At 52.8% G+C, this 19490-nt stretch carries 13 protein-coding genes and 1 tRNA gene; 5 read left to right on the plus strand and 9 right to left on the minus strand.

Annotated features, from left to right (window positions below; genetic code table 11):
* Window positions 1–38: 38 nt before the first annotated feature.
* Window positions 39–1823, minus strand: coding sequence for an ABC transporter ATP-binding protein (locus ACR0BD_RS00920; protein ID WP_480828380.1), 1785 nt, complete (start codon window positions 1821–1823; stop codon window positions 39–41).
* A 583-nt stretch (window positions 1824–2406) separates the two neighbouring features.
* Here ACR0BD_RS00920 and ACR0BD_RS00925 point away from each other — a divergent pair.
* From ACR0BD_RS00925 to glf, 3 genes are read left to right on the plus strand one after another with little or no spacing between them, the layout of a single operon-like run.
* Window positions 2407–3207: a glycosyltransferase family 25 protein gene (locus ACR0BD_RS00925; protein WP_480828381.1), complete on the plus strand. Its 801-nt coding sequence runs from the start codon at window positions 2407–2409 to the stop codon at window positions 3205–3207.
* Window positions 3204–4094: a hypothetical protein gene (locus tag ACR0BD_RS00930; protein WP_480828382.1), complete on the plus strand. Its 891-nt coding sequence runs from the start codon at window positions 3204–3206 to the stop codon at window positions 4092–4094. Before ACR0BD_RS00925 ends, ACR0BD_RS00930 begins: the two co-directional genes overlap by 4 nt.
* Window positions 4095–5252 carry a UDP-galactopyranose mutase gene (gene glf, locus ACR0BD_RS00935; RefSeq protein WP_480828383.1) on the plus strand — a complete coding sequence of 386 codons (1158 nt, stop codon included), beginning with the start codon at window positions 4095–4097 and terminating at the stop codon, window positions 5250–5252.
* Window positions 5253–5308: 56 nt separating this feature from the next.
* Here the strand turns inward: glf and ACR0BD_RS00940 are convergent, their stop codons facing one another.
* From ACR0BD_RS00940 to ACR0BD_RS00950, 3 genes are all read right to left on the minus strand, one after another.
* A complete protein-coding gene (locus ACR0BD_RS00940) occupies window positions 5309–6253 on the minus strand; it encodes a hypothetical protein (protein ID WP_480828384.1) in 945 nt (314 codons plus the stop codon).
* A 143-nt stretch (window positions 6254–6396) separates the two neighbouring features.
* Complete coding sequence (locus ACR0BD_RS00945) at window positions 6397–8190, minus strand: DUF4422 domain-containing protein (RefSeq protein WP_480828385.1); 1794 nt, start codon at window positions 8188–8190, stop codon at window positions 6397–6399.
* A 310-nt stretch (window positions 8191–8500) separates the two neighbouring features.
* The gene (locus ACR0BD_RS00950; RefSeq protein WP_480828386.1) at window positions 8501–10348 is read right to left on the minus strand and encodes a M10 family metallopeptidase; all 1848 of its coding nucleotides are present in this window, start codon (window positions 10346–10348) and stop codon (window positions 8501–8503) included.
* Between the two features lie 313 nt (window positions 10349–10661).
* Between ACR0BD_RS00950 and ACR0BD_RS00955 the strand changes: the two genes are divergently transcribed.
* Window positions 10662–13097: a glycosyltransferase gene (locus ACR0BD_RS00955; RefSeq protein ID WP_480828387.1), complete on the plus strand. Its 2436-nt coding sequence runs from the start codon at window positions 10662–10664 to the stop codon at window positions 13095–13097.
* Between the two features lie 16 nt (window positions 13098–13113).
* On the opposite strand, the gene arsB is transcribed toward ACR0BD_RS00955, so the two are convergent.
* From arsB to ACR0BD_RS00975, 4 genes are read right to left on the minus strand one after another with little or no spacing between them, the layout of a single operon-like run.
* Entirely contained in the window at window positions 13114–14097 is a 984-nt protein-coding gene (gene arsB / locus ACR0BD_RS00960) for an ACR3 family arsenite efflux transporter (protein WP_480828814.1), read from the minus strand.
* A 41-nt stretch (window positions 14098–14138) separates the two neighbouring features.
* Window positions 14139–15404, minus strand: a complete 1266-nt coding sequence (arsJ, locus tag ACR0BD_RS00965) for an organoarsenical effux MFS transporter ArsJ (protein WP_480828388.1) — start codon at window positions 15402–15404, stop codon at window positions 14139–14141.
* Window positions 15401–16399: an ArsJ-associated glyceraldehyde-3-phosphate dehydrogenase gene (locus ACR0BD_RS00970; RefSeq protein WP_480828389.1), complete on the minus strand. Its 999-nt coding sequence runs from the start codon at window positions 16397–16399 to the stop codon at window positions 15401–15403. The genes arsJ and ACR0BD_RS00970 overlap by 4 nt, the downstream gene beginning before the upstream one ends.
* Window positions 16396–17229, minus strand: a complete 834-nt coding sequence (locus tag ACR0BD_RS00975) for an arsenate reductase/protein-tyrosine-phosphatase family protein (protein WP_480828390.1) — start codon at window positions 17227–17229, stop codon at window positions 16396–16398. The genes ACR0BD_RS00970 and ACR0BD_RS00975 overlap by 4 nt, the downstream gene beginning before the upstream one ends.
* A gap of 223 nt (window positions 17230–17452) precedes the next feature.
* On the opposite strand from ACR0BD_RS00975, the gene ACR0BD_RS00980 reads away from it, so the two are divergent.
* Window positions 17453–17528, plus strand: a tRNA-Thr gene (locus ACR0BD_RS00980).
* Between the two features lie 32 nt (window positions 17529–17560).
* Here ACR0BD_RS00980 and dxs read toward each other — a convergent pair.
* Window positions 17561–19489: a 1-deoxy-D-xylulose-5-phosphate synthase gene (gene dxs / locus ACR0BD_RS00985; RefSeq protein ID WP_480828391.1), complete on the minus strand. Its 1929-nt coding sequence runs from the start codon at window positions 19487–19489 to the stop codon at window positions 17561–17563.
* Between the last annotated feature and the right edge of the window lies 1 nt (window position 19490).

Raw genomic sequence — 19490 nt, forward strand, 5'->3', positions numbered from 1 at the left:
ACTAAACAGGAATCGTGATTTGATTGCGACCGCGGAGTTTATTCTGCGACTTTCGGTCCGGCCTCGTGCTTTTTGAATTGTTGATCGAAAAGATTGCGGAAACTGCCGTTTTTTTCCATCAATTCGTTAAGGTTCCCCTGTTCCACCACTGCTCCGTCCTGCACAACCATAATCTTATCGGCTTCAAGGACGGTTGATAGCCGGTGTGCGATCACAATAACTGTCACATCCCGGGTCAAAGCATCCAGCGCTTCTTTCACCAAGGACTCGGATTCAGCGTCCAATGCGCTGGTTGCTTCATCCAACAGCAAAATTTCTGCCTTGCGCAGAATGGCACGCGCGATCGCCACGCGCTGCTTTTGCCCACCTGACAGAAATGTTCCGTTTTCTCCAACCGGGGTGTCATAACCTTTTGGCAGCCCCATGATAAAATCATGGGCATGAGCGGCCTTGGCCGCGGCTATGACTTCGTCATCTGTCGCATCAGGGGCCGAGCATCTCAGGTTTTCCATCACAGAGGTTGAAAACAGAAACGTGTCTTGTCCAACATACGAGATCTTCTGCCTCAGAGACGAAAAACTCACGTGGCGAATGTCTTGACCGTCAATCTCGACTGTTCCCTCATCCGGGTCATAAAACCGCATGATAAGCCCAAATAGGGTCGATTTTCCGCCTCCCGACTGCCCGACCAGGGCGGTCGTTTTTCCGGCTTCGAACTTCAGGTTCAGGTTTTCGATGATGGGCATCGAGCCCTGGTAGCCAAAGGTAATATCGCGCAAAGCAATCTCGCCAGGTCCTTTGGACAGATCACGCGCATCCGGGCTTTCCTGCATCGTATCTTCTTGGTCCAGTAGCCCAAACAGCAAGCCGACCCCCACCATGCAGGTTTCGATCTGAACGCGCATCTTGGACAGACGTTTGGCCGGTTCATACGCCATCAAGAGTGCGGTGATGAAGGACATCAATTGCCCGGCTGACGGCTGTTCCGTGCCGGCAAGACCCATAGTGCTAACGATCAACACACCAGCAACAGCCAGACCGGCCAGAAATTCCATCAATGGGCTGGCTATCGACTGCAGCTTGGCGATGTCGTTTGCCCGGGCTTCTACTTTCCGAATGGCTGTGTCCATCCGGTCGATCATCTTGTCTTCCAAAGAAAAGACCTTGATCACTTTTATGCCCGCAGAAGTTTCCTGAAGAACACGGATGATTTCCGCCAAAGATTTGAACTCGGCCTGCATGATCGAGCGAACACTGCGCAACAGGTAACGAACACCCAGAAGCGCAACAGGGCCGACGATGAAGAACATGACCGACAAAACTGGCTGCTGGTACACCATGACGATGACAAGGCCCACTAGTGTAAGGGCGTCACGCACAAAACCGGTAACCAGAACGTCGATCAGTTTGCGGGCCGATTGCGCACCTTGTGTGGTTCGCATCAACAGGTTCGAGGATTCATTCGCTGAAAAGAAGGAAACACCGTGCCGAAGTAGCTTGCGATAAACCTTGTCTTGTTGTGCGGCAACAATCCGGTTCCCCGCCCGCGCCAGATAGATCGCTTGCACATAAGATGCGACGGCCTTGGTCAGAAACAGAAGAATTACACTCAGGGCAATGATATGTGCCCACCCGCGCAGTTCAGGGCTGGTCATGGCATCGACGATATATTCCATCATATATGCTGAGCCTGCGGTGGTTGCCGCAACACCAATCATGGCAATGATGGCAATAGCATAAAGATGCCCTTGCGCAAAAAAGCTCTCGCTGATGAGTCGCCCCATATAGCCAGATCGCCAGTTGTGCCAGGCGCGCGTCAGCATTGCGTTCTCCAGATTATGAAACCTCGCGGTCGCTCAGATAACCTATAATCAATTCTGCCTAAAGGGCAGAAGATGAGGCGTGACAGTGTGGCTCGTATTGAAAGTTCCGCGATCGCTTGGGGCAAATAAGGGCGCGCCTCGGTCAAAGCAAGGGTAAGAACGTGTTCAGCGTCATAAATACCTGCGGCTTGGATGGGGTTTTGACCATTGGTTCAGTCCGATAATCCTCTCGAAGTTGGTCTAAATGTGTTGCGTAAAAACAATGCCTGTTTGAGGTGCAAACTGCCCATAAATCAAGCAATCGAGCTTTTTAGAAGATGGGCTCTGATTTTACCAACAAACGACGTTCCGCCCGAAACGGATGCTTTCCAAAAGGTTTCAATGTGATACAGTGAGGTATTGTCTTGAATGCGCATATTTTTTTTGGGACAACCTTGCCAGAGAAAACACGGGCTGCGTATCTGGCAATTTTTCGCTACACTGCGAAGGTGTTGCGCTGCAAAAAATAAAGTCTCGTTCTTTTGTTGTTGAGATTGCTATATGCGATCCGTAGAAGCGCCAAAAATTTGATCGGTTAGTACAAGTGTCCATCAAGGCTGTCATACTTAGTCTTCCAAAAGATATAGAGCGCCGCGATTTCTGCGAAAAAGAATTCGCGCGTCTCGGGCTTAGTTATGAATTCTCGGATGCGATTTCAGGCGAACAGCTATTAAGCTCGGATCTGCACAACATTTACGATGCGGATATGAACCGCTTGAAATTCAAGCGTCCTCTTAGCCGGAACGAAGTGGCGTGTACGTTGGGGCATCGTCAAATCTGGCAAGAAATTGCTGAATCGGACGAATATGTTGCTTTGGTCCTGGAGGATGACGCGACATTTGTCCGTGACCCGCGGTTCTTTTTGGATGCACTTTCGGAATGCCCCGAGTGTTTCGAGGATGTCATGATCAAGCTGGACGGCGTTCCGGGTAAGAACTGTCAGGTACTGACAGAGTTTGCGGGTCAAAACCTGGTACTTTCTGACCTTCTGCCGCCCAGAACAACCGGATACATCATTGGCCGGCGGGCCGCGGCGAGATTGCTAGAGATTGATGCCCCGATCTCGCGACCGATCGATATCGATCTCAAATTCTACTGGGAGCACAACGTTCCGATACTGACACTGGCGGAACAGATGATCGCCGAGCGCGAAGCGTGCGGCAGCACCATAGATGCTGAACGGCGCAAGACTAAGACCGGATCGCCGCTGCAAAGATTTCTGCGCAATTTGATGTATCAGGCGAAGTACACCCATGGTCGTCTGAGCCATCCGTTAAAACCCGATGCCATCGAGGGTCTCGGTCCTTTGCTGAAAACGGATAATCCGGCCCGGAACCGCATATGAAAAAGAGCCTTGTGGTTGTCCGTGCGGGCAACAAGTCTTTGCATCATCGTTGGCTGGAAATTCCCTACGAAGACCGCGCCTATGATCTGCTCGTCAGCTTCTTTTCGGACGAGGCATTTGCGGAATTTGAACCTGAACCCGGCGTAGAAGCCGTTTTGGTAAAGGGCGGGAAATGGGATGGTTTGTTCAAAACGCTCACCGAGCGGGAATTAGATCAATATTCCTATTATTGGCTTCCTGATGATGACCTGGATATCGGTGCCAAAGAAGTTAATGCCATGTTCGAAGCCATGGAGCGGCATGGGCTACGCATTGCGCAGCCGTCTTTGACGCCAGACAGCTACTTTTCTCATTTCGTGTTCAGCCAGTGCCCAGGTTTCGCGCTACGCTACATTAACTACATAGAAATCATGGCGCCTTGCCTGCATCGGGATATCCTGAAAAACGCTTTGCCTTTGTTTCAGGGCACGATGAGCGGCTATGGGCTGGATTACATATGGTGCCGTTGGGCCGAAGCCGGCGCATTTCGAGCGGCGATACTGGATGAGATCGCAATGCATCATACGCGACCGGTTGGCAAAAACCTAAAGGTTGCGATGGCAGAAAGCGGGAACCTCAGTTCGGAAGAAGAAGAGGCCGTTTTGAAAGAAATGTTCGATCTGTCGCGTCGTACGGTGCCTATTGTCTTTGCCGGGTTAACCCCGGACGGACAGCCAGTTTCCGGCCGGTTTCAGACAGGTTGGCGCATGTGTAAGGGATGGCTGTCCAATCTGTCCGAATTCCGTGACGCCAGTGAAGCGCGTGCGGGAATACTCAAGATTGCAAGGCGGCAGTTGGTCAAACCGTTGGATATGTCCACGATTGTGCCGAAACAGAAAGGTATCTAGATGACGACCGGGCGTTTTTTGATGGTAGGCGCTGGCCTGTCCGGAGCCGTTATTGGCCGTGAATTGGCCGAGAACGGGCATGATGTGACGATAGTAGACAGCCGGGATCACATCGGCGGCAATTGTCACACGGAACGCGATGCCGACACGGGTGTTATGGTACATGTTTATGGGCCACACATCTTTCACACCGACGACGAAGAAGTATGGCAATACGTAAACCGTTACACCAATTTCCTGCCCTACAAAAACAGGGTCAAGACCACCTCTAGGGGTCAGGTCTTTTCGCTGCCGGTCAATCTGCACACGATCAACCAGTTCTTTGGTAAGACGATGCGCCCGGACGAAGCATACCAGTTTATCACCCAAGAACAGGCTGACACGTCGATTTCAGAGCCTCAGAGCTTTGAAGAACAGGCCATGCGGTTCGTAGGTCGGGACCTGTATGAAGCGTTCTTCAAAGGGTACACGATCAAGCAATGGGGTTGTCACCCCTCTGAACTGCCTGCTTCGATCCTCAAGCGATTGCCGGTGCGGTTCAATTACGACGACAATTACTTTTTTCATAAGTTCCAAGGCATGCCCGAAAATGGCTACACCGACATGATTGAGCAGATCCTTGATCATCCCGCGATCAAAGTGAACCTGAATACAACATTTGAACGTGCCATGGGCGATGAGTTCGACCACGTATTTTATTCGGGTCCGCTGGATGGATATTTCAATTTTGAATTGGGACGTCTTGGGTATCGCACGCTGGATTTCGAACGCTTTACTTATGACGGGGACTATCAAGGTTGTGCCGTCATGAATTATGGCGAAGAAGACGTCCCATACACGCGCATCACCGAGCACAAGCACTTTGCACCATGGGAAACGCATGACGGCTCGGTTTGTTACCGAGAATTCTCACGTGCAGCTGGTCCGGATGACATCCCCTATTATCCAATCCGACAAGTCAAAGAAAAGGCTTTACTGGGAGAGTATGTTGAGTTGGCTGACAAAACGGAAAACGTCACGTTTGTCGGTCGATTGGGCACGTATCGCTATCTGGATATGGATGTAACAATACGCGAGTCCCTGGATACCGCCAAAGCCGCACTTGACGCCATTTCAAGCGGTGAAAAGCTTAAACCGTTTTTCGTCTCTGTTTTGTAAGGCCGGGTCGCAGTTTACCGCGATGCGTTTGGGGGTAGTGGATCCCCGAACGCGCACTATCTTTTGAGAGCACGTTTCAGAAAGCGGCCGTATTCTTCTTCTGCTGCTGTGATGATGGCGTTATCTTCCTGAGTTCTGATAACAAGTGGGCCTGGTTTAGTATCAAGACGTGCCTTTAGGCGCCAGACGGCATTGATCATCCGGTTGTACGGCGCGATATCTTCGCCAAATTCAGGGCGCATCTCGCGCAGGAAATGAAGGTACGCCTCAGGTAAGCCGGTGTTTTCGATCGGTGTTTCCAAAGACACGCGATTTTGCGGTAAGCCAAGTGCTGAAAGCAGACTTGCAGCGACGCCGTTTCCATTTAACGAGTCCTCGTAGGAAATGACGTGAAAACTAGCTGAGGGAATTGCGGTACGCCAAGGCGCCAGAAGCTTTTCGTCAGACAGATGGTCTTCTTCATGTTTTAGGAACGTAGAGAAGCTCTCGATGCCGCGATGCATCTCGCCGCGCATGACCTGTTCCCTGTAAAAGGATTCGATCCATGGGTTGGGATGGCGGGTGAAATAAACAATTTCGATTTTGAAGCCTTCAAAAACACGAGCGAATTCAGACAAATAGCTTGGGCTATGGATCGCGATTTCGCCAAAAGCCTCACATGATAGAAGGATGTTGTTGTCTGACGCCCCTATTTCTTCGACGAGGTCATCGGGTAGTTTTCCAGTTTCTTCCAAAAAGTCAGCTGCCACATGATGTGCAAAGGGCCAATCTTCCAGCCTTCCCTTTTCGGGGTAGAGAAAATTGTGTTCGGCTAGAAATTCCGAATTGTCTGTAAGCCATCTTTGCAGGGCGGAACTGCCTGTTTTGTAACGCCCGATATGGATGACTGCGCGTCTGGATTTTGGTTTCGCTTTCTTGAGGCCAAACAGCTTTTTTGCCGCATCTGGTATGTTTTTCTTTAGACTCATTTGATGTCCCTTAGGCGGCCAAGCCTCCCCCAAAAACTGCGTGCACGTATGAAGCGTTTTATGGCGGTCCGCAATTGAGAAATGGCCTAAAGCACCGACATGCAGCTTAGCGTCCAGATCATTCGGACGGCATCAATCCAGCGCCAATATCTGCCGCGAAGTGTCGCTAGGAAATTTCAGGTGTTTCTATTGTGAGTATCCGAAAGGCTACGGCGGTATTTGGCGTTCAATCGGCACCAGATCCAGCGCGAGAATTGCCTTTTGGTTCTTTCGAATGACGTTTCACGCCAAGGCGTTTGATTTCGATGCGCCCAGTAGAGCTCGTAAAAAGGGTTGTAGCACTTAAGATGCCAGGGTTTTCGGGAATCGGTAAAATGCAAAACTCCCGGATCCTCAGCCGCCTGAAGGGCTTCGTCGTCGGAGTATGCAGGCTCCAGTTCGTTTCTGACATACAACCGGTTGTTGGCGTTCCACCGCAGATCTACCGGAGCTACTTTATTCTCAAAAATGATGTTGAGAAGGTCCTGATCCTGAAGGGTAATATATTCACCATTTTGTTCAAACGCTGACATCACCTCTGCCTTCAGATCCATCTGCCTAAGCTGATCGACATCCAGAACCAGAATTCCGGCGTTGAAGTACTTATGGCTCGTGCTTAGTCGAAGGCGCCGGGACTGCAAAACCCCTCCTTCATCCGGTGCGGCGGCGACGGTCATACCTTTCATGTCGGTTTCCCAAAGCGTGTCCAGGTCGGCAGTCGCCAAGGTATCGGCGTCCATGTAAATTAAGCGATGGACATGATCAGGAAGGTACTGATCCATGACCAGCCGATAGTAGGTGGTCATCGAGATGTGGGCGCGGTTCATCGGCAGCCATAGAAGCGTTTCAACCGGGACAATCGGAAACGAGACGCGCGCGCCGTAAGGCTTTGCAATGTCAGCTAGGTGAAGACAGGATTCTTCCGTCATGTCGCCTTTGTGGAAGACGAAGAATTCAAACCGCTCGGGCTGTTTTGCATGCTTCAACACAGAATGCAGAGACGTCGCAGCATGTTTTGCATAGCCTTCGTCTATTGCATAAGCAATTGATATCCGGTCACCCAAAGATTGCGCCGCGACAGGCTGCTGTTCGATCGATTGCGTGGCATTCGCCAGAGCACGGGTTATGTTTGCCTGTTGCGGCGGCTTTGCGGCAAAGGCTATGCGCCCCTCTTCGACCCTTGCGTTGCGGGCGGCTTGTGCATAGCGGAAGAAAGCTTCGGTCAGGCGTTCGGCTAGAAAACCGATAACACGAGCCTGATAGCTGTCATATCCGCTGGTATCCAAGTGTTTTTCGGTCTCTTCCAGAACCGGGAACATCCAGTCGCAGTACTCAAAGAACAGCTCGCGTTTCATGACAAAGATATTTCCGAAACGCGTTTGCCGATCCTTCAAGGATTGCAGAACGTACGGGAAAATCTCAGTGTTGGCCGATCGGCAGACGTCCACACAGGTATCTAAGTCCCGGGCATAGTGATCCCGCGCATAAAGCGCGTAATTGGTCATCGGATAATCGGGCATCCCCGACGCATATGTGTCATAGACAGGCGGGGTCAGGATATCTATTTTCACCATCCTTTCCCGAATGACCCTGTCATCCCAACCGAACCTTTGCTTTTCGGACTGGTCGACATGGATAAACGATCTATCCGTTTTTAGCGCAGGCGAAAACGACACCAAGCGACGGTAGTGCATAAGGCCATAATACTCGGCGTCGACATTGTGGCGCATCCAGTACGCAGCCGTCAGTTCGCACCACTCTTTGTTCTTTTCAGAGATATTGCGCCCGCGGTCGTCCCGCAATGCGTAGTCCAAAGTCTGGTCGGATAAAGCTGCGCCAACATGAATGGGTTGCAAAATCCCGGTTTTAACAACAGGGGCTGGTTTATGATAGCAAACGCCCACAAATATGTCGGTCTTAATCGTTTCCATCTTGTTTTGTCTTTTTGGGTCTCGACCGAATAGAGCGCCGGAGGGAGCTTTAGGTGGTCAACGGTTCAAACAAAAGCGTGTCTTTGCCAACCAATCCAATCGCCTGCACAGCTAAATAGACCAGTATTTGTATTGGGAAGGCGGGTCAATGCTTCTACTCGCGCCATTCGACGCGCGAGTACCCTAGTCAATCAACCTAGGTGCAGCCAATGTTGCTTGGTCAGTTTTTTGATAACTAGGGATGAACCATTCCGCAAAGAGAAGGGCAAAGATGTCACCATCTTGCCCTTTTCATGAACCGGTATGTTTATCAGACGAACTGGAAGTCGTCTGCAGTCAGGTCGGTTGCAAGCGCATTCTCAAGTGTAATGGTGCCTGTACCTGTATTGATAGAAACGTTGTCGCCCGCTTGCACAATCGAAAGGTCTGCAAAAGTCAGTCCTCCGCCAATCACAAGAGAGTCTTCGCCATCGACGTAATCGGTTACGACGTCACTCCCGTGGTTTTTGTAGAATACAAACTCGTCGGCGCCAGTTCCGCCAGTAAGGAAGTCGTTTCCAGCTCCGCCGATCAATTTATCATTGCCGTTTTGGCCGAAAAGCCAATCCTGTTCAGATCCGCCATCCAGTAAATCTGCGTCGTCCCCACCCCAGAGAACGTCTCGGTTCCCACCGCCATATATGCGGTCTTCTCCGATTCCTCCTGCCAGTTTGTCGTTTCCGGCGTTGCCGTTGATCAGGTCATTTCCGCTGTCGCCATTCAGAGAATCATTTCCAAACCCGCCAACAATGGTGTCGTTACCAATTCCGCCGTAGGCTTTATCATTGCCGGCTCCGCCCTCGATATAATCATTGCCGTCCTGACCGAAGAGAAAGTCGTTTCCATTGTCGCCGAACAGGCGGTCTGCCCCATCATTTCCCCAGATCGTGTCACTTCCGTCGCCGCCACTGATCCAGTCTTCACCATCGCCGCCTGCTAAACGGTCGCTCCCGGCTTGGCCAAGCAGGGCATCATTGTCTTCTTGTCCCAGAATAAAATCGTTTCCAGAGCCACCGTACAATTTATCCCCACCGGATCCGCCCCAGAACCGATCATCTCCTGCATCTCCGTACATGCGGTCGACACCTTCTGACCCTGCCAGGCGGTCATTCCCGTTCTGTCCGAACAAAAGATCGGCTCCTGCGCCGCCAACGATCAAGTCGTTGCCGTCGCCCCCAAACAGTTTGTCGTTGCCGCCTTCTCCTCTGAGAGTATCGTGACCCGTCAACCCGTAGAGATGGTTACCTACCTCGTTACCGATAACTGTGTCATTCGCCTTACCGGCCACATACTCCTCAATAATTGTGTCGCGCATGATGGCCATGTTGCCGATAAGGCCATAGACGTTTGAATAGGTTTCGTCATTCAGGTTGACATACTGGTTTTTGGTGTCGTTCCAAAAATTAATTACGTCCCAACCGCCATCATCTACGATATTGAAAGCAACGCTGCCTCCGATTTGAGGAAGTTGATCGTAAACACCACCTGCGTTAGAGCCCCAACCGTATTTGGTATTGCCGGTTCTGAGATCGTCGGATTTTCCATACAATTCCCAAATCGCAAGAACGTCCGCGATCATTGGCGTGATAACCAAAGCGTCCGAAGCATTGATCGTCGTATTCTCGCCTTGCGAGAAATACGACATAATCGATGCTTGCCAGCTGTCGTTGTCGTAATGATTGTCAACGCCATACACGGCGTTGCCGTTGTAGTGCCCCGCGTGGTTAAGCCCGATCGCATGCCCGATTTCGTGCAGATAGGTTTGAAATGAGTATGTGACTGTTCCGATTCCGTAGGTATCGATCCAACCTTTGCCGATGTTTACGTCTGAATAGTTAATCCGGTCATACTCAGCCAACGGTGTATAAGACGATCCAGCGTAAGCACCAGGGTTCTCATCATCAAAGAGGATGTCTGACGCCAGAGCAGTGCTTTCCCAGACAAATGTCAAACCAGTGACAGCTGACCATGTGTTGAGTGCGGACTGCACCATGGCTTTGACGCTGCTTTCCACGAACTGGTAGTTGAAGGTAATTACTGTGCTATCGAACTTTTTTTCGCGTGTGCCATCCTCATAAATAAGAAAGTCGGCAATTTGGTCATTCGTGTATACTACCATGGAACTTTTAAACTCCGGTTAATTGGTTCAGCTAATTCAATCACTCGTAGCGCTACAGGAAAGCTTGATACTCATCCATGAGATGCGTCAAGAAAGGTTGGAGAATTGTGTCAACGTGTCTCGTTCTCGCTACAGTTGTTTTTGCACGCAGTGATCTTTTGTATAGGTTTTGGGCGGAAATACGGGTGAATTAAGGCAAAAAACTTGCGGAGCGGCATTTATGGCCGGTTTGCTCCAGCTTGTGGGCGATTGGTTCTTGATTTAAGGCGCAGCCCTATTAGACCGGAAACGCCTTAGCTCGGGAGTGCAGCGCATGTCGGCCCCAAAACTGTCGATTATCTTGCCGATTTTTGAAGTGGAAGATTACATACAGGAATGTGTTGCTTCGATCCGGGCGCAAACGCTGACAGACTTTGAAGTCATTTGTGTAAACGATGCGACTTTGGACAACGCGATCCCTTTGCTCAAGCGGGCAATTGATGGGGACAAACGGTTTCGTATCGTGCACAATGACAAGAACCGCGGCCTAGGCGGAGCCCGCAACGCAGGCCTTGATCTTGCCCGCGGCGAATTCATCCAGTTTGTGGATTCGGACGATGCTTTGCGACCAAACATGTGTCAGAAGTTGGTCGATCTTGCAGAAAAGAACGAGGTCGACTGGGCGGTTTGCTCGTCCTTGATGACTGGTCAAAACCTCTTGGAGTATTTGGAGGACAGGGCAAAGAATACTTTTGCCTCAGAAGAAGACGCACCAGTTGTTAGTTTTATTCCGCCGTATCACACGGCTTACGCACGCCAAATGGCGCAATCTGGCGTAGTTGATCTAAGTGAAAGCCGAAGCGTTCTGTTCGACGTCTGGCCCTCGATGTGGTTGGGCGTGAGGCGGCGAAGTGTAATTGGCGACCTTCGGTTCGACGAAAACCTATATTACGAGGACCACAGATTTCATTTTGAATTCGGGCAGAAAGCGAAGTCCTTTGTTGCGACCGAAGAGCCTCTGTACCTTTACCGTACGCATGGGGCTCAGATCACCAAAGACAACTCTTCGCGCTGTCTTGAGATCTTTCCTGTTTTGAATAGCGTTCGTAAGCTCGTTGCGGATGATCCAAAACTGCAAGGTGATGATCGCGCGTATGCTCGCTACTTGACGCGCGTACTTCTTGAGCGCTTTGTCGGCCTGGATTTGGATACAGAATTGTCACGTCAATTCCGTGAGGAAGCGCGTGAGGTGATTGCCGATATCTGGGTTAAAGCAGGTGTCCCCGAGGGCGAGAGACAAGACTTGGTGGATGCACTTAGACCGGAATGGGCCGATAAACGGTATGCACGCTATCTGTTGTTGGGGGTCGAGCCCACCAAATACGAAAAGGTCACAAAGTACAGCCGCACCTCACGTAAGCTTTCAAAAGCACTGAAAAAACTCAAGGACCGACGTCTGCGCCGTCGCCGGAGGCTGGTTTCAGAATTGTCCGCGCAAATACTTGTAGATACTGGCCAAAGCTCTGCGACTGAAAAGCCACGCGGGATCGGTGCACAGGAAGATTTTCACCACATGGTTCTGATGAATTGGTTTCTGGCTCATGGCGCTGGGGGCCCGCCAGGATATCTCGCAAATCTACGACGTGGGTTGGATCTGCGAACGGATGAGACATCTCATCCGATCTATATTCAGCGGCTGACGAAAAAGTCCGCCGACTATGAGCCTGAATATGGACCCGAAGACCTGACACGGTTGGTGGAGTGGTTTGCAAACACAGACAATCTGACGCTACCGGAAGCGGCGAAAGATAAGATTAAGCTTCTTTCTCCTCGCAGCATTCATACACACATCTGTACGGATATGGTCGGGACATATAATCATTTTGATCGCGAAGGTTTACCGCGACCACTGACCATTTTCTCGAGTCATGCGCCAGAAAGCTGGGGAAAGGAAGTTGCGGACATCTGGCGATCCAAAGGTCATAGTGGATCTGAAGTTGAGCAATTGGAACGCGTCGCGCGGCTAATTGAGGCCAAGGCCTTCCGCGAAGCTGATGTCTGGGTTTTCCCAAGCGCCGAAGCGATGGAGCCCTACTACGCGACAATACCAAGGTTCGGAGAATGGGCAGCGCACAAGGATATACGGTTTGTACGAACCGGGTCGCCGGCAAAGCCTTGCGAGATGGATCAGGATGCGGCCAAAGAGTCTTTTGGCTTGTCCGGCCAGCGCGTGATCTCTTTCATCGGTCGTCATATCGAGGCCAAGGGCTATGATTTGATGAAAGAAATTGGCGCCGCGCTTTTGGAGGAATTTGAAGACCTTACGGTTCTTGTCGCCGGCAAAGAAGATGGTCTTCCCGCGTTGGATCATCCGCGTTGGAAGGAACTGGGGTGGTTTAACAAACCTGAACAGGTGATCCGGGCATCGGATGTATTTGTCCTGCCAAATAAGAACACGTATTTTGATCTGGTCTTGCTTGAGGCGTTGTCTTTGAGCGCGCCGGTTGTGGCCAGTGCGACCGGAGGCAACAAAACTGTTGCGGCAGACACGGATGGCGCAATTGAATTGGCCGAGCCTACAGGCCAAGCTTTGGCTGCCAAGGTTCGCGAACTTCTCATCGACGATAACCGCCGTCGTGCTTTGGGCGACAAAGCCCGGAGCGCTTACGACGTGCATTACACCGAGCTTGCGTTTGCGGAAAATTACACCCGGCTTGTTGAGGAAATCCAGAAGGACTACGGGTTGGCGGTGATGCCGTCTGAAACCTGACCTGGTACCAGAAAACTTACAGGTGCAAAGTTGCTTGTTGGGCAAACCGGGCGCGCGTTCGGTTTGCAAAGGCGACGAGCGAAAGCATCACGGGTACTTCGACCAATACACCAACAACGGTGGCAAGTGCTGCGCCCGAGTTCAGGCCGAAAAGGCTGATGGCAACTGCGACGGCCAGCTCAAAGAAATTAGAGGTGCCAATCATTGCGCAAGGGGCCGCAATCCGATGCGGTATTTTCAGGGCATAGGCGGCCCCGTAGGCCAGCGCAAAGATCCCGTAGCTTTGGATCAGGATTGGCACAGCGATCAGCACGATGACCAGTGGCTTGGCCAGAATGGTCTGCCCCTGAAGCCCGAACAGGATGACGACAGTTGCAATCAACCCAATGATCGACCACGGCTTCACCCGCGCCGTGAACGCGTCGATCGCTTGTTGTGATTTCAGTCGACGGCGGGTCAACAGCCCGGCGATCAAAGGCAGCACCACGTATAGGACCGTCGCAAGAACAAGTGTCTGCCAGGGGACCGCGATATCTGTAACCCCAAGCAAAAACGCCACGATTGGGGCGAAAGCAATCACCATGATCAGATCGTTTACGGACACCTGGACCAGCGTGTAGGTGGAATCTCCTTGGGTGAGTTGCGACCAGACAAATACCATCGCGGTACAGGGGGCGGCCCCTAACAGGATAAGACCTGCGGTGTACTGCGCAGCGTCCTCGGGTTGAATCCAAGGTGCAAAGACGTAGTCAAAGAACAAAACGGCCAATGCGGCCATTGTAAAAGGTTTGATCAACCAATTGACGGCCAAGGTGACGATCAGCCCACGTGGTTGACGCGCCACGCCAGCGACTGCGCCAAAGTCGACACCGACCATCATGGGATAAACCATTGCCCAGATCAGCAATGCGACCACGAGATTCACGCTGGCGACCTCGGTTGCGGCGATCAGCTCGACAAGGCCCGGGGCAATCAAGCCGATCAGCACGCCACCCACCATCGCCAAAGCGACCCAGACTGTCAGGTATCGCTCAAAAACACTCAAGAGTAAGCCTCGGACGCGGGATTTGTCAGTTTGGAGGACGTCAGCGCAGCCAACGCAACCATGATTGCGGCAGTGCCCAGGACCAGAGCCAGCCCCCCTATTTGATAGGTCAGACCAGACAAGACAGTTCCCACAAGACGCCCGGTTGCGTTGGCCATGTAGTAAAAGCCCACATCCATCGTGACCCTGTCGGATTTGGTGAAAGACAGGATGAGATAGGAATGCAATGAGGAGTTGACGGCAAAGATTGCGCCGAAAACCAAAAGGCCAATGACCAGCGTGACAGTCAGCCAAGGCTGCGGACCCGAAGACATCAGTACAGCGACTGTCAGCGCCGCTGGCACACAGAACAAAGCAGCTGCCCAGTTTCGGGCAGCATGGATCAAGTCGCCTTCGGATCGGTCCGCCGCGCGTAGAATTTTTGGCGCGCTGGCCTGTACTGCGCCGTAAAGGATCACCCAGACGGCCATGAACGTACCGATCATGAAAAAGGCGGCGCGGTTGCCATCCTCGGTGCCATCCGACAGGACGGCGTAGAAATAAATCGGGATACCGACCACGAACCAGATATCTCGCGCTCCGAACAGGAACACGCGGGCGGCTGACAGCCAGTTTACGTTCGGCGATTTCGAAAACACCTCGGAGAATTTCGCGCTTTTGCGGCCCTTGGGCAGCCCGTCGGGCATGAACAGGATGACCGCCAAGAGGATCGCCAATAACACGATCGCCATAACCAATACGGCCCACATGAAACCCAAAGTGGCAAGCAGGGCGGCCCCGAGCAGGAAACCCAAGCCTTTGACCGCGTTCTTCGATCCCGTCAGGATGGCGACCCAGCGAAACAGGCCACCCCCTTGCGTCGGAGCCAACAGCTTGACCGCGGATTTCGAGGACATTTTGGCCAGATCCTTGGCAACACCGCTTGCCCCTTGGACGACCATAACGAAGACAACTTTCGCAGGAATCGCCCAGTTAGGGTCTAACTGTGTCAGTAAAAGCAATGCACTGACCTGAAGACCAAGCCCCGCATAAAGTGTCGAGGTCAGCCCGAACCTTGCTGCAATCCAGCCCGCGGCAAGGTTAGTGCCCATCCCTGCGATTTCGTACAGAACAAACAGATAGGCAAGCTGAACCGGTGAGAACCCCATCGTATGAAAATGCAGTAGCACCAACATACGCAAGGCCCCATCGGTCAGCATAAAAGCCCAATAGGCCGCCGTGACCGCGATATAGGCCGACAGTCCTTCGGGCCGGGATGTCACAGCGAGGCTCCAACCTTCAGCGCGACGTCGACCAAACGGTGGGCATAGCCCATTTCGTTGTCGTACCACGCATAGATTTTCACCTGCGTTCCATTCACAACCATTGTCGACGGCGCATCGATGATCGAGGAGCGTTCATCATTGGTGTAGTCGGTTGAAACCAGAGGCCGGGTTTCATAGCCCAAAATGCCCTTCAACTCGCCCTCGGCAGCGGACTTGAAGAACGCATTGACCTCTTCGGCCGTTGTGTCCCGTTCTACTTCGAACACGCAGTCCGTCAGCGATGCGTTCAACAGCGGGACCCTCACCGCGTGACCGTTCAACCGACCCTTGAGTTCGGGATAGATCAGGGTGATTGCCGTGGCAGAGCCTGTGGTCGTTGGGATCAACGAGTTCAACGCCGAGCGCGCACGGCGCAGATCTTTGGCCGGGCGGTCCACGATGGTTTGCGTATTCGTCACGTCATGGATCGTGGTCATCGAACCGTGCCGGATGCCAAGATTTTCATGAATGACCTTGACCACCGGTGCCAGGCAATTGGTGGTACAGGATGCGGCTGTTACGATGTGATGTGTTGCGGGGTCATAGGTGTCTTCATTTACGCCCATGACAATATTAGCGGTCGGTCCGTCCTTGACCGGGGCCGAAACGACAACCTTTTTCACGCCTGCCTCAAAATACGGGGCAAGTTTGGCCTCGGTTTTAAACACACCTGTGCAGTCAATGACGACGTCCACCCAATTTAGGGGAAGCTCGCTTAGGTTTTTGGTCCCGATAAACGGCAATCGCGTGCCATTGATCGTGACGCTATCCGCATCATGCTCAAACTCCGCGTCCCAACGCCCGTGGACGGTATCAAACTCCAGCAGATGCGCGTGCATTTCCGGGTCGCCGACCCCATCATTGATCCAGGCGATGTTCGCACCTTTGTCCAGCAAGGGCTTTAGCGCCAGCTTTCCCATACGGCCCAGGCCGTTAAGCGCATATGTCGTCATTTCATGTCCTCAGAGGGGGTTCTTCCGATGTCGTCGACAGCGGATTGCAAGGCGATCCGATCCAGGCTTTCGACGGGCAGGGATGTGAAAGCCTCAATCCGGCGCTTGAGCGCGCCATATGCGTTCTGAAACGCCAGACTTACTTCTGCGTCCGTACCGGTGGCTTTGACCGGGTCAACCATGCCCCAGTGACCGCTAATGGGCTGCCCTTCCCAAGCCGGGCATTCCTCGTTTGCAGCCTGATTGCAAACCGTAAACACAAAATCCATTTCCGGAGCGCCCTCGACGGCAAATTCGGACATGTGCTTGGAACGCAAGACTGACGTGTCATGCCCCTTGTCCTTAAGGACCTGCACTGCAAACGGGTTCAATTCAGATGTTGGTTGCGTCCCTGCGGAATAAACCTCGAACCGGTCTTCGCCCAACGTGCGCAAAAGGGATTCTGCAAAGATCGAACGAGCAGAGTTACCGACACACAAAAACAGAACGTTGTATTTGTGATCCGTCATCGTCTTGGTTCCTTGTGAAAAAGGCATGCAGATATCGGGACGTCCACGGCAGCAATCGTTCAGCAGAAAATCCAGCATGTGCTGCACGTTCTTCATCTCGATCGAGTACAGCAGCGAGGTTCCTGACCGGTCATGCCGCACCAGCCCCGAACGCTGCAGCGCATTCAGGTAATTCGACAAAGTGCTGGCTTTGATCCCCAGCTCGGATGCGAGCTCTCCGGCAGGGACACTGTCAGGAAAACGTCGCATTAACATGCGAAACACCATCAGGCGTTGTGGATGGCCGAGTGTTGAAAGCTTATCAGACGTAGATTCTATCATATTTCATGAAATATTGAAATAATGATTGTGAGTCAACGACCTCCTGAAATGAGCTTGGATGTTCGTATATCACTGAAAACAAATGGCAAATACAGAATGCCAACATGGCAGCGCGAAAGAACCGCACGTCTGTACAGCATCAATTGGCGCATAAAACGGTGCGCAACCTTCTGATTTCGAGACTTGCGCCTCTCAAGGTGACGGTTTAAACGAAGCGTCGCTTGCCTCAATAGCTCAGCTGGTAGAGCAGGTCCTTCGTAAGGACAAGGTCGGGGGTTCGAGTCCCTCTTGAGGCACCAGTTCAATCGTTTTTGGCAGAACTATAGCGCGATCACGCGCGTTTTTCACCAATCGTGGTTACCCCAAGAACCGACAACACCTTTGCCTCGATATGCTCAGAGTTCATTCCGGCCGTCGCGTACATGTCTGCAGGATTGGCCTGGTCGATGAAGATATCCGGCAGCACCATCGAGCGGTATTTCAGTCCTTGGTCGAAAACACCTTCTTCTGCCAAAAGTTGGGCGACATGGCTGCCAAAGCCGCCGATTGCCCCCTCTTCTATGGTGATCAGGGCCTCGTGATTGGTTGCAAGGTCCAGGACAAGATCGCGGTCCAGCGGTTTGGCGAACCGTGCGTCGGCGATGGTTGGCGTGATCCCACGTGCAGCCAGAGCCTCGGCTGCTTTCTGAACCTCGGACAGTCGGGTGCCAAAAGACAAAAGGGCAACGCGCGCGCCTCTTTGGATAATACGGCCCTTGCCGATTTCCAGAATTTCACCCCGTTCGGGCAGGTCTATCCCGACACCTTCGCCGCGCGGGTAGCGAAAGGCGATAGGCCCGTCGTTATGGGCGGCCGCGGTGGCCACCATGTGCATCAGCTCGGCTTCGTCAGCCGCAGCCATCACAACCATTCCGGGCAGATTTGCCAAATAGGCAATGTCAAAGGACCCCGCATGGGTTGCGCCATCCGCACCCACCAGACCGGCGCGATCGATGGCAAAACGCACGGGCAGGCGCTGAATCGCCACATCATGCACGACCTGATCGTAACCACGTTGCAGAAACGTTGAATACATCGCGCAAAACGGCTTCATTCCTCCAGCGGCCAGCGCCGCGGCAAAGGTGACCCCATGCTGTTCTGCAATTGCCACGTCAAAACAGCGCGAGGGGTAGCGCTCAGCAAACAGGTTCAAGCCAGTGCCATCGGGCATGGCCGCGGTTACGGCAACGATTTTGTCGTCGCGGCCCGCTTCCTCAACCAGTGTCTTGCCGAAAACCGAGGTATAGGATGGCGCGTTGGATGGCGCCTTTTGCTGCTTGCCTGTCACCACGTCGAACTTGGCTGTGGCATGCCCTTTATCTCGGGCCTGCTCGGCGGGGGCATAGCCCTTGCCCTTTTTCGTCAGCACGTGGATCAGAATTGGACCTGTCGCCTTTGCCCTGACGGTACGAAGCACCGGTAGCAGCTGATCCATATCGTGGCCGTCGATCGGACCGATGTAAGAGAAACCCAGCTCTTCAAAGAAGGTTCCACCCATTGCCATACCTTTGAGCATTTCTTTGGCGCGTTTGGCCCCCTCGCGGAAGGGTTCGGGCAGCAAAGACACAGCGCCTTTGGCGGCGGCTTTCAGGTCATGGAAGGGTTCTTCGGTATAGATCCGGGACAGATAGCTGGATAAGGCCCCGACGGGTGGTGCGATGCTCATCTCATTGTCGTTGAGGATCACAACAAGGCGCTTTTTCAGGTGACCGGCATTGTTCATCGCCTCAAAGGCCATGCCTGCGGACATCGAACCGTCACCGATCACCGCGATTGCGTCACCCAGGCCTTCGGGCGTTACACCACCCAGATCACGCGCAACCGAGAACCCGAGCGCCGCACTGATGGACGTGCTGGAATGAGCGGCACCAAAGGGGTCATACGGGCTTTCGCTCCGCTTGGTAAAACCGCTTAGACCGCCTTTCTGACGCAGCGTGCGAATACGGTCGCGCCGTTCGGTCAGAATCTTGTGAGGATAGCACTGATGGCCCACATCCCAGATGATCTTGTCACGCGGAGTGTCAAATACAGCGTGCAGGGCCGTGGTCAGTTCGACCACGCCAAGTCCCGCGCCCAAATGACCGCCTGTGACCGACACAGCCGAAATTGTTTCAGCCCGCAATTCATCAGCGACCTGCCGAAGTTGCGCATCCGAAAACTGCCTGAGATCCGCAGGGCGGTTCACAAGATCCAGCAGGGGCGTTTTTGGGCGATCAGACATG

The organism is Ruegeria sp. G5 (assembly GCF_056533365.1).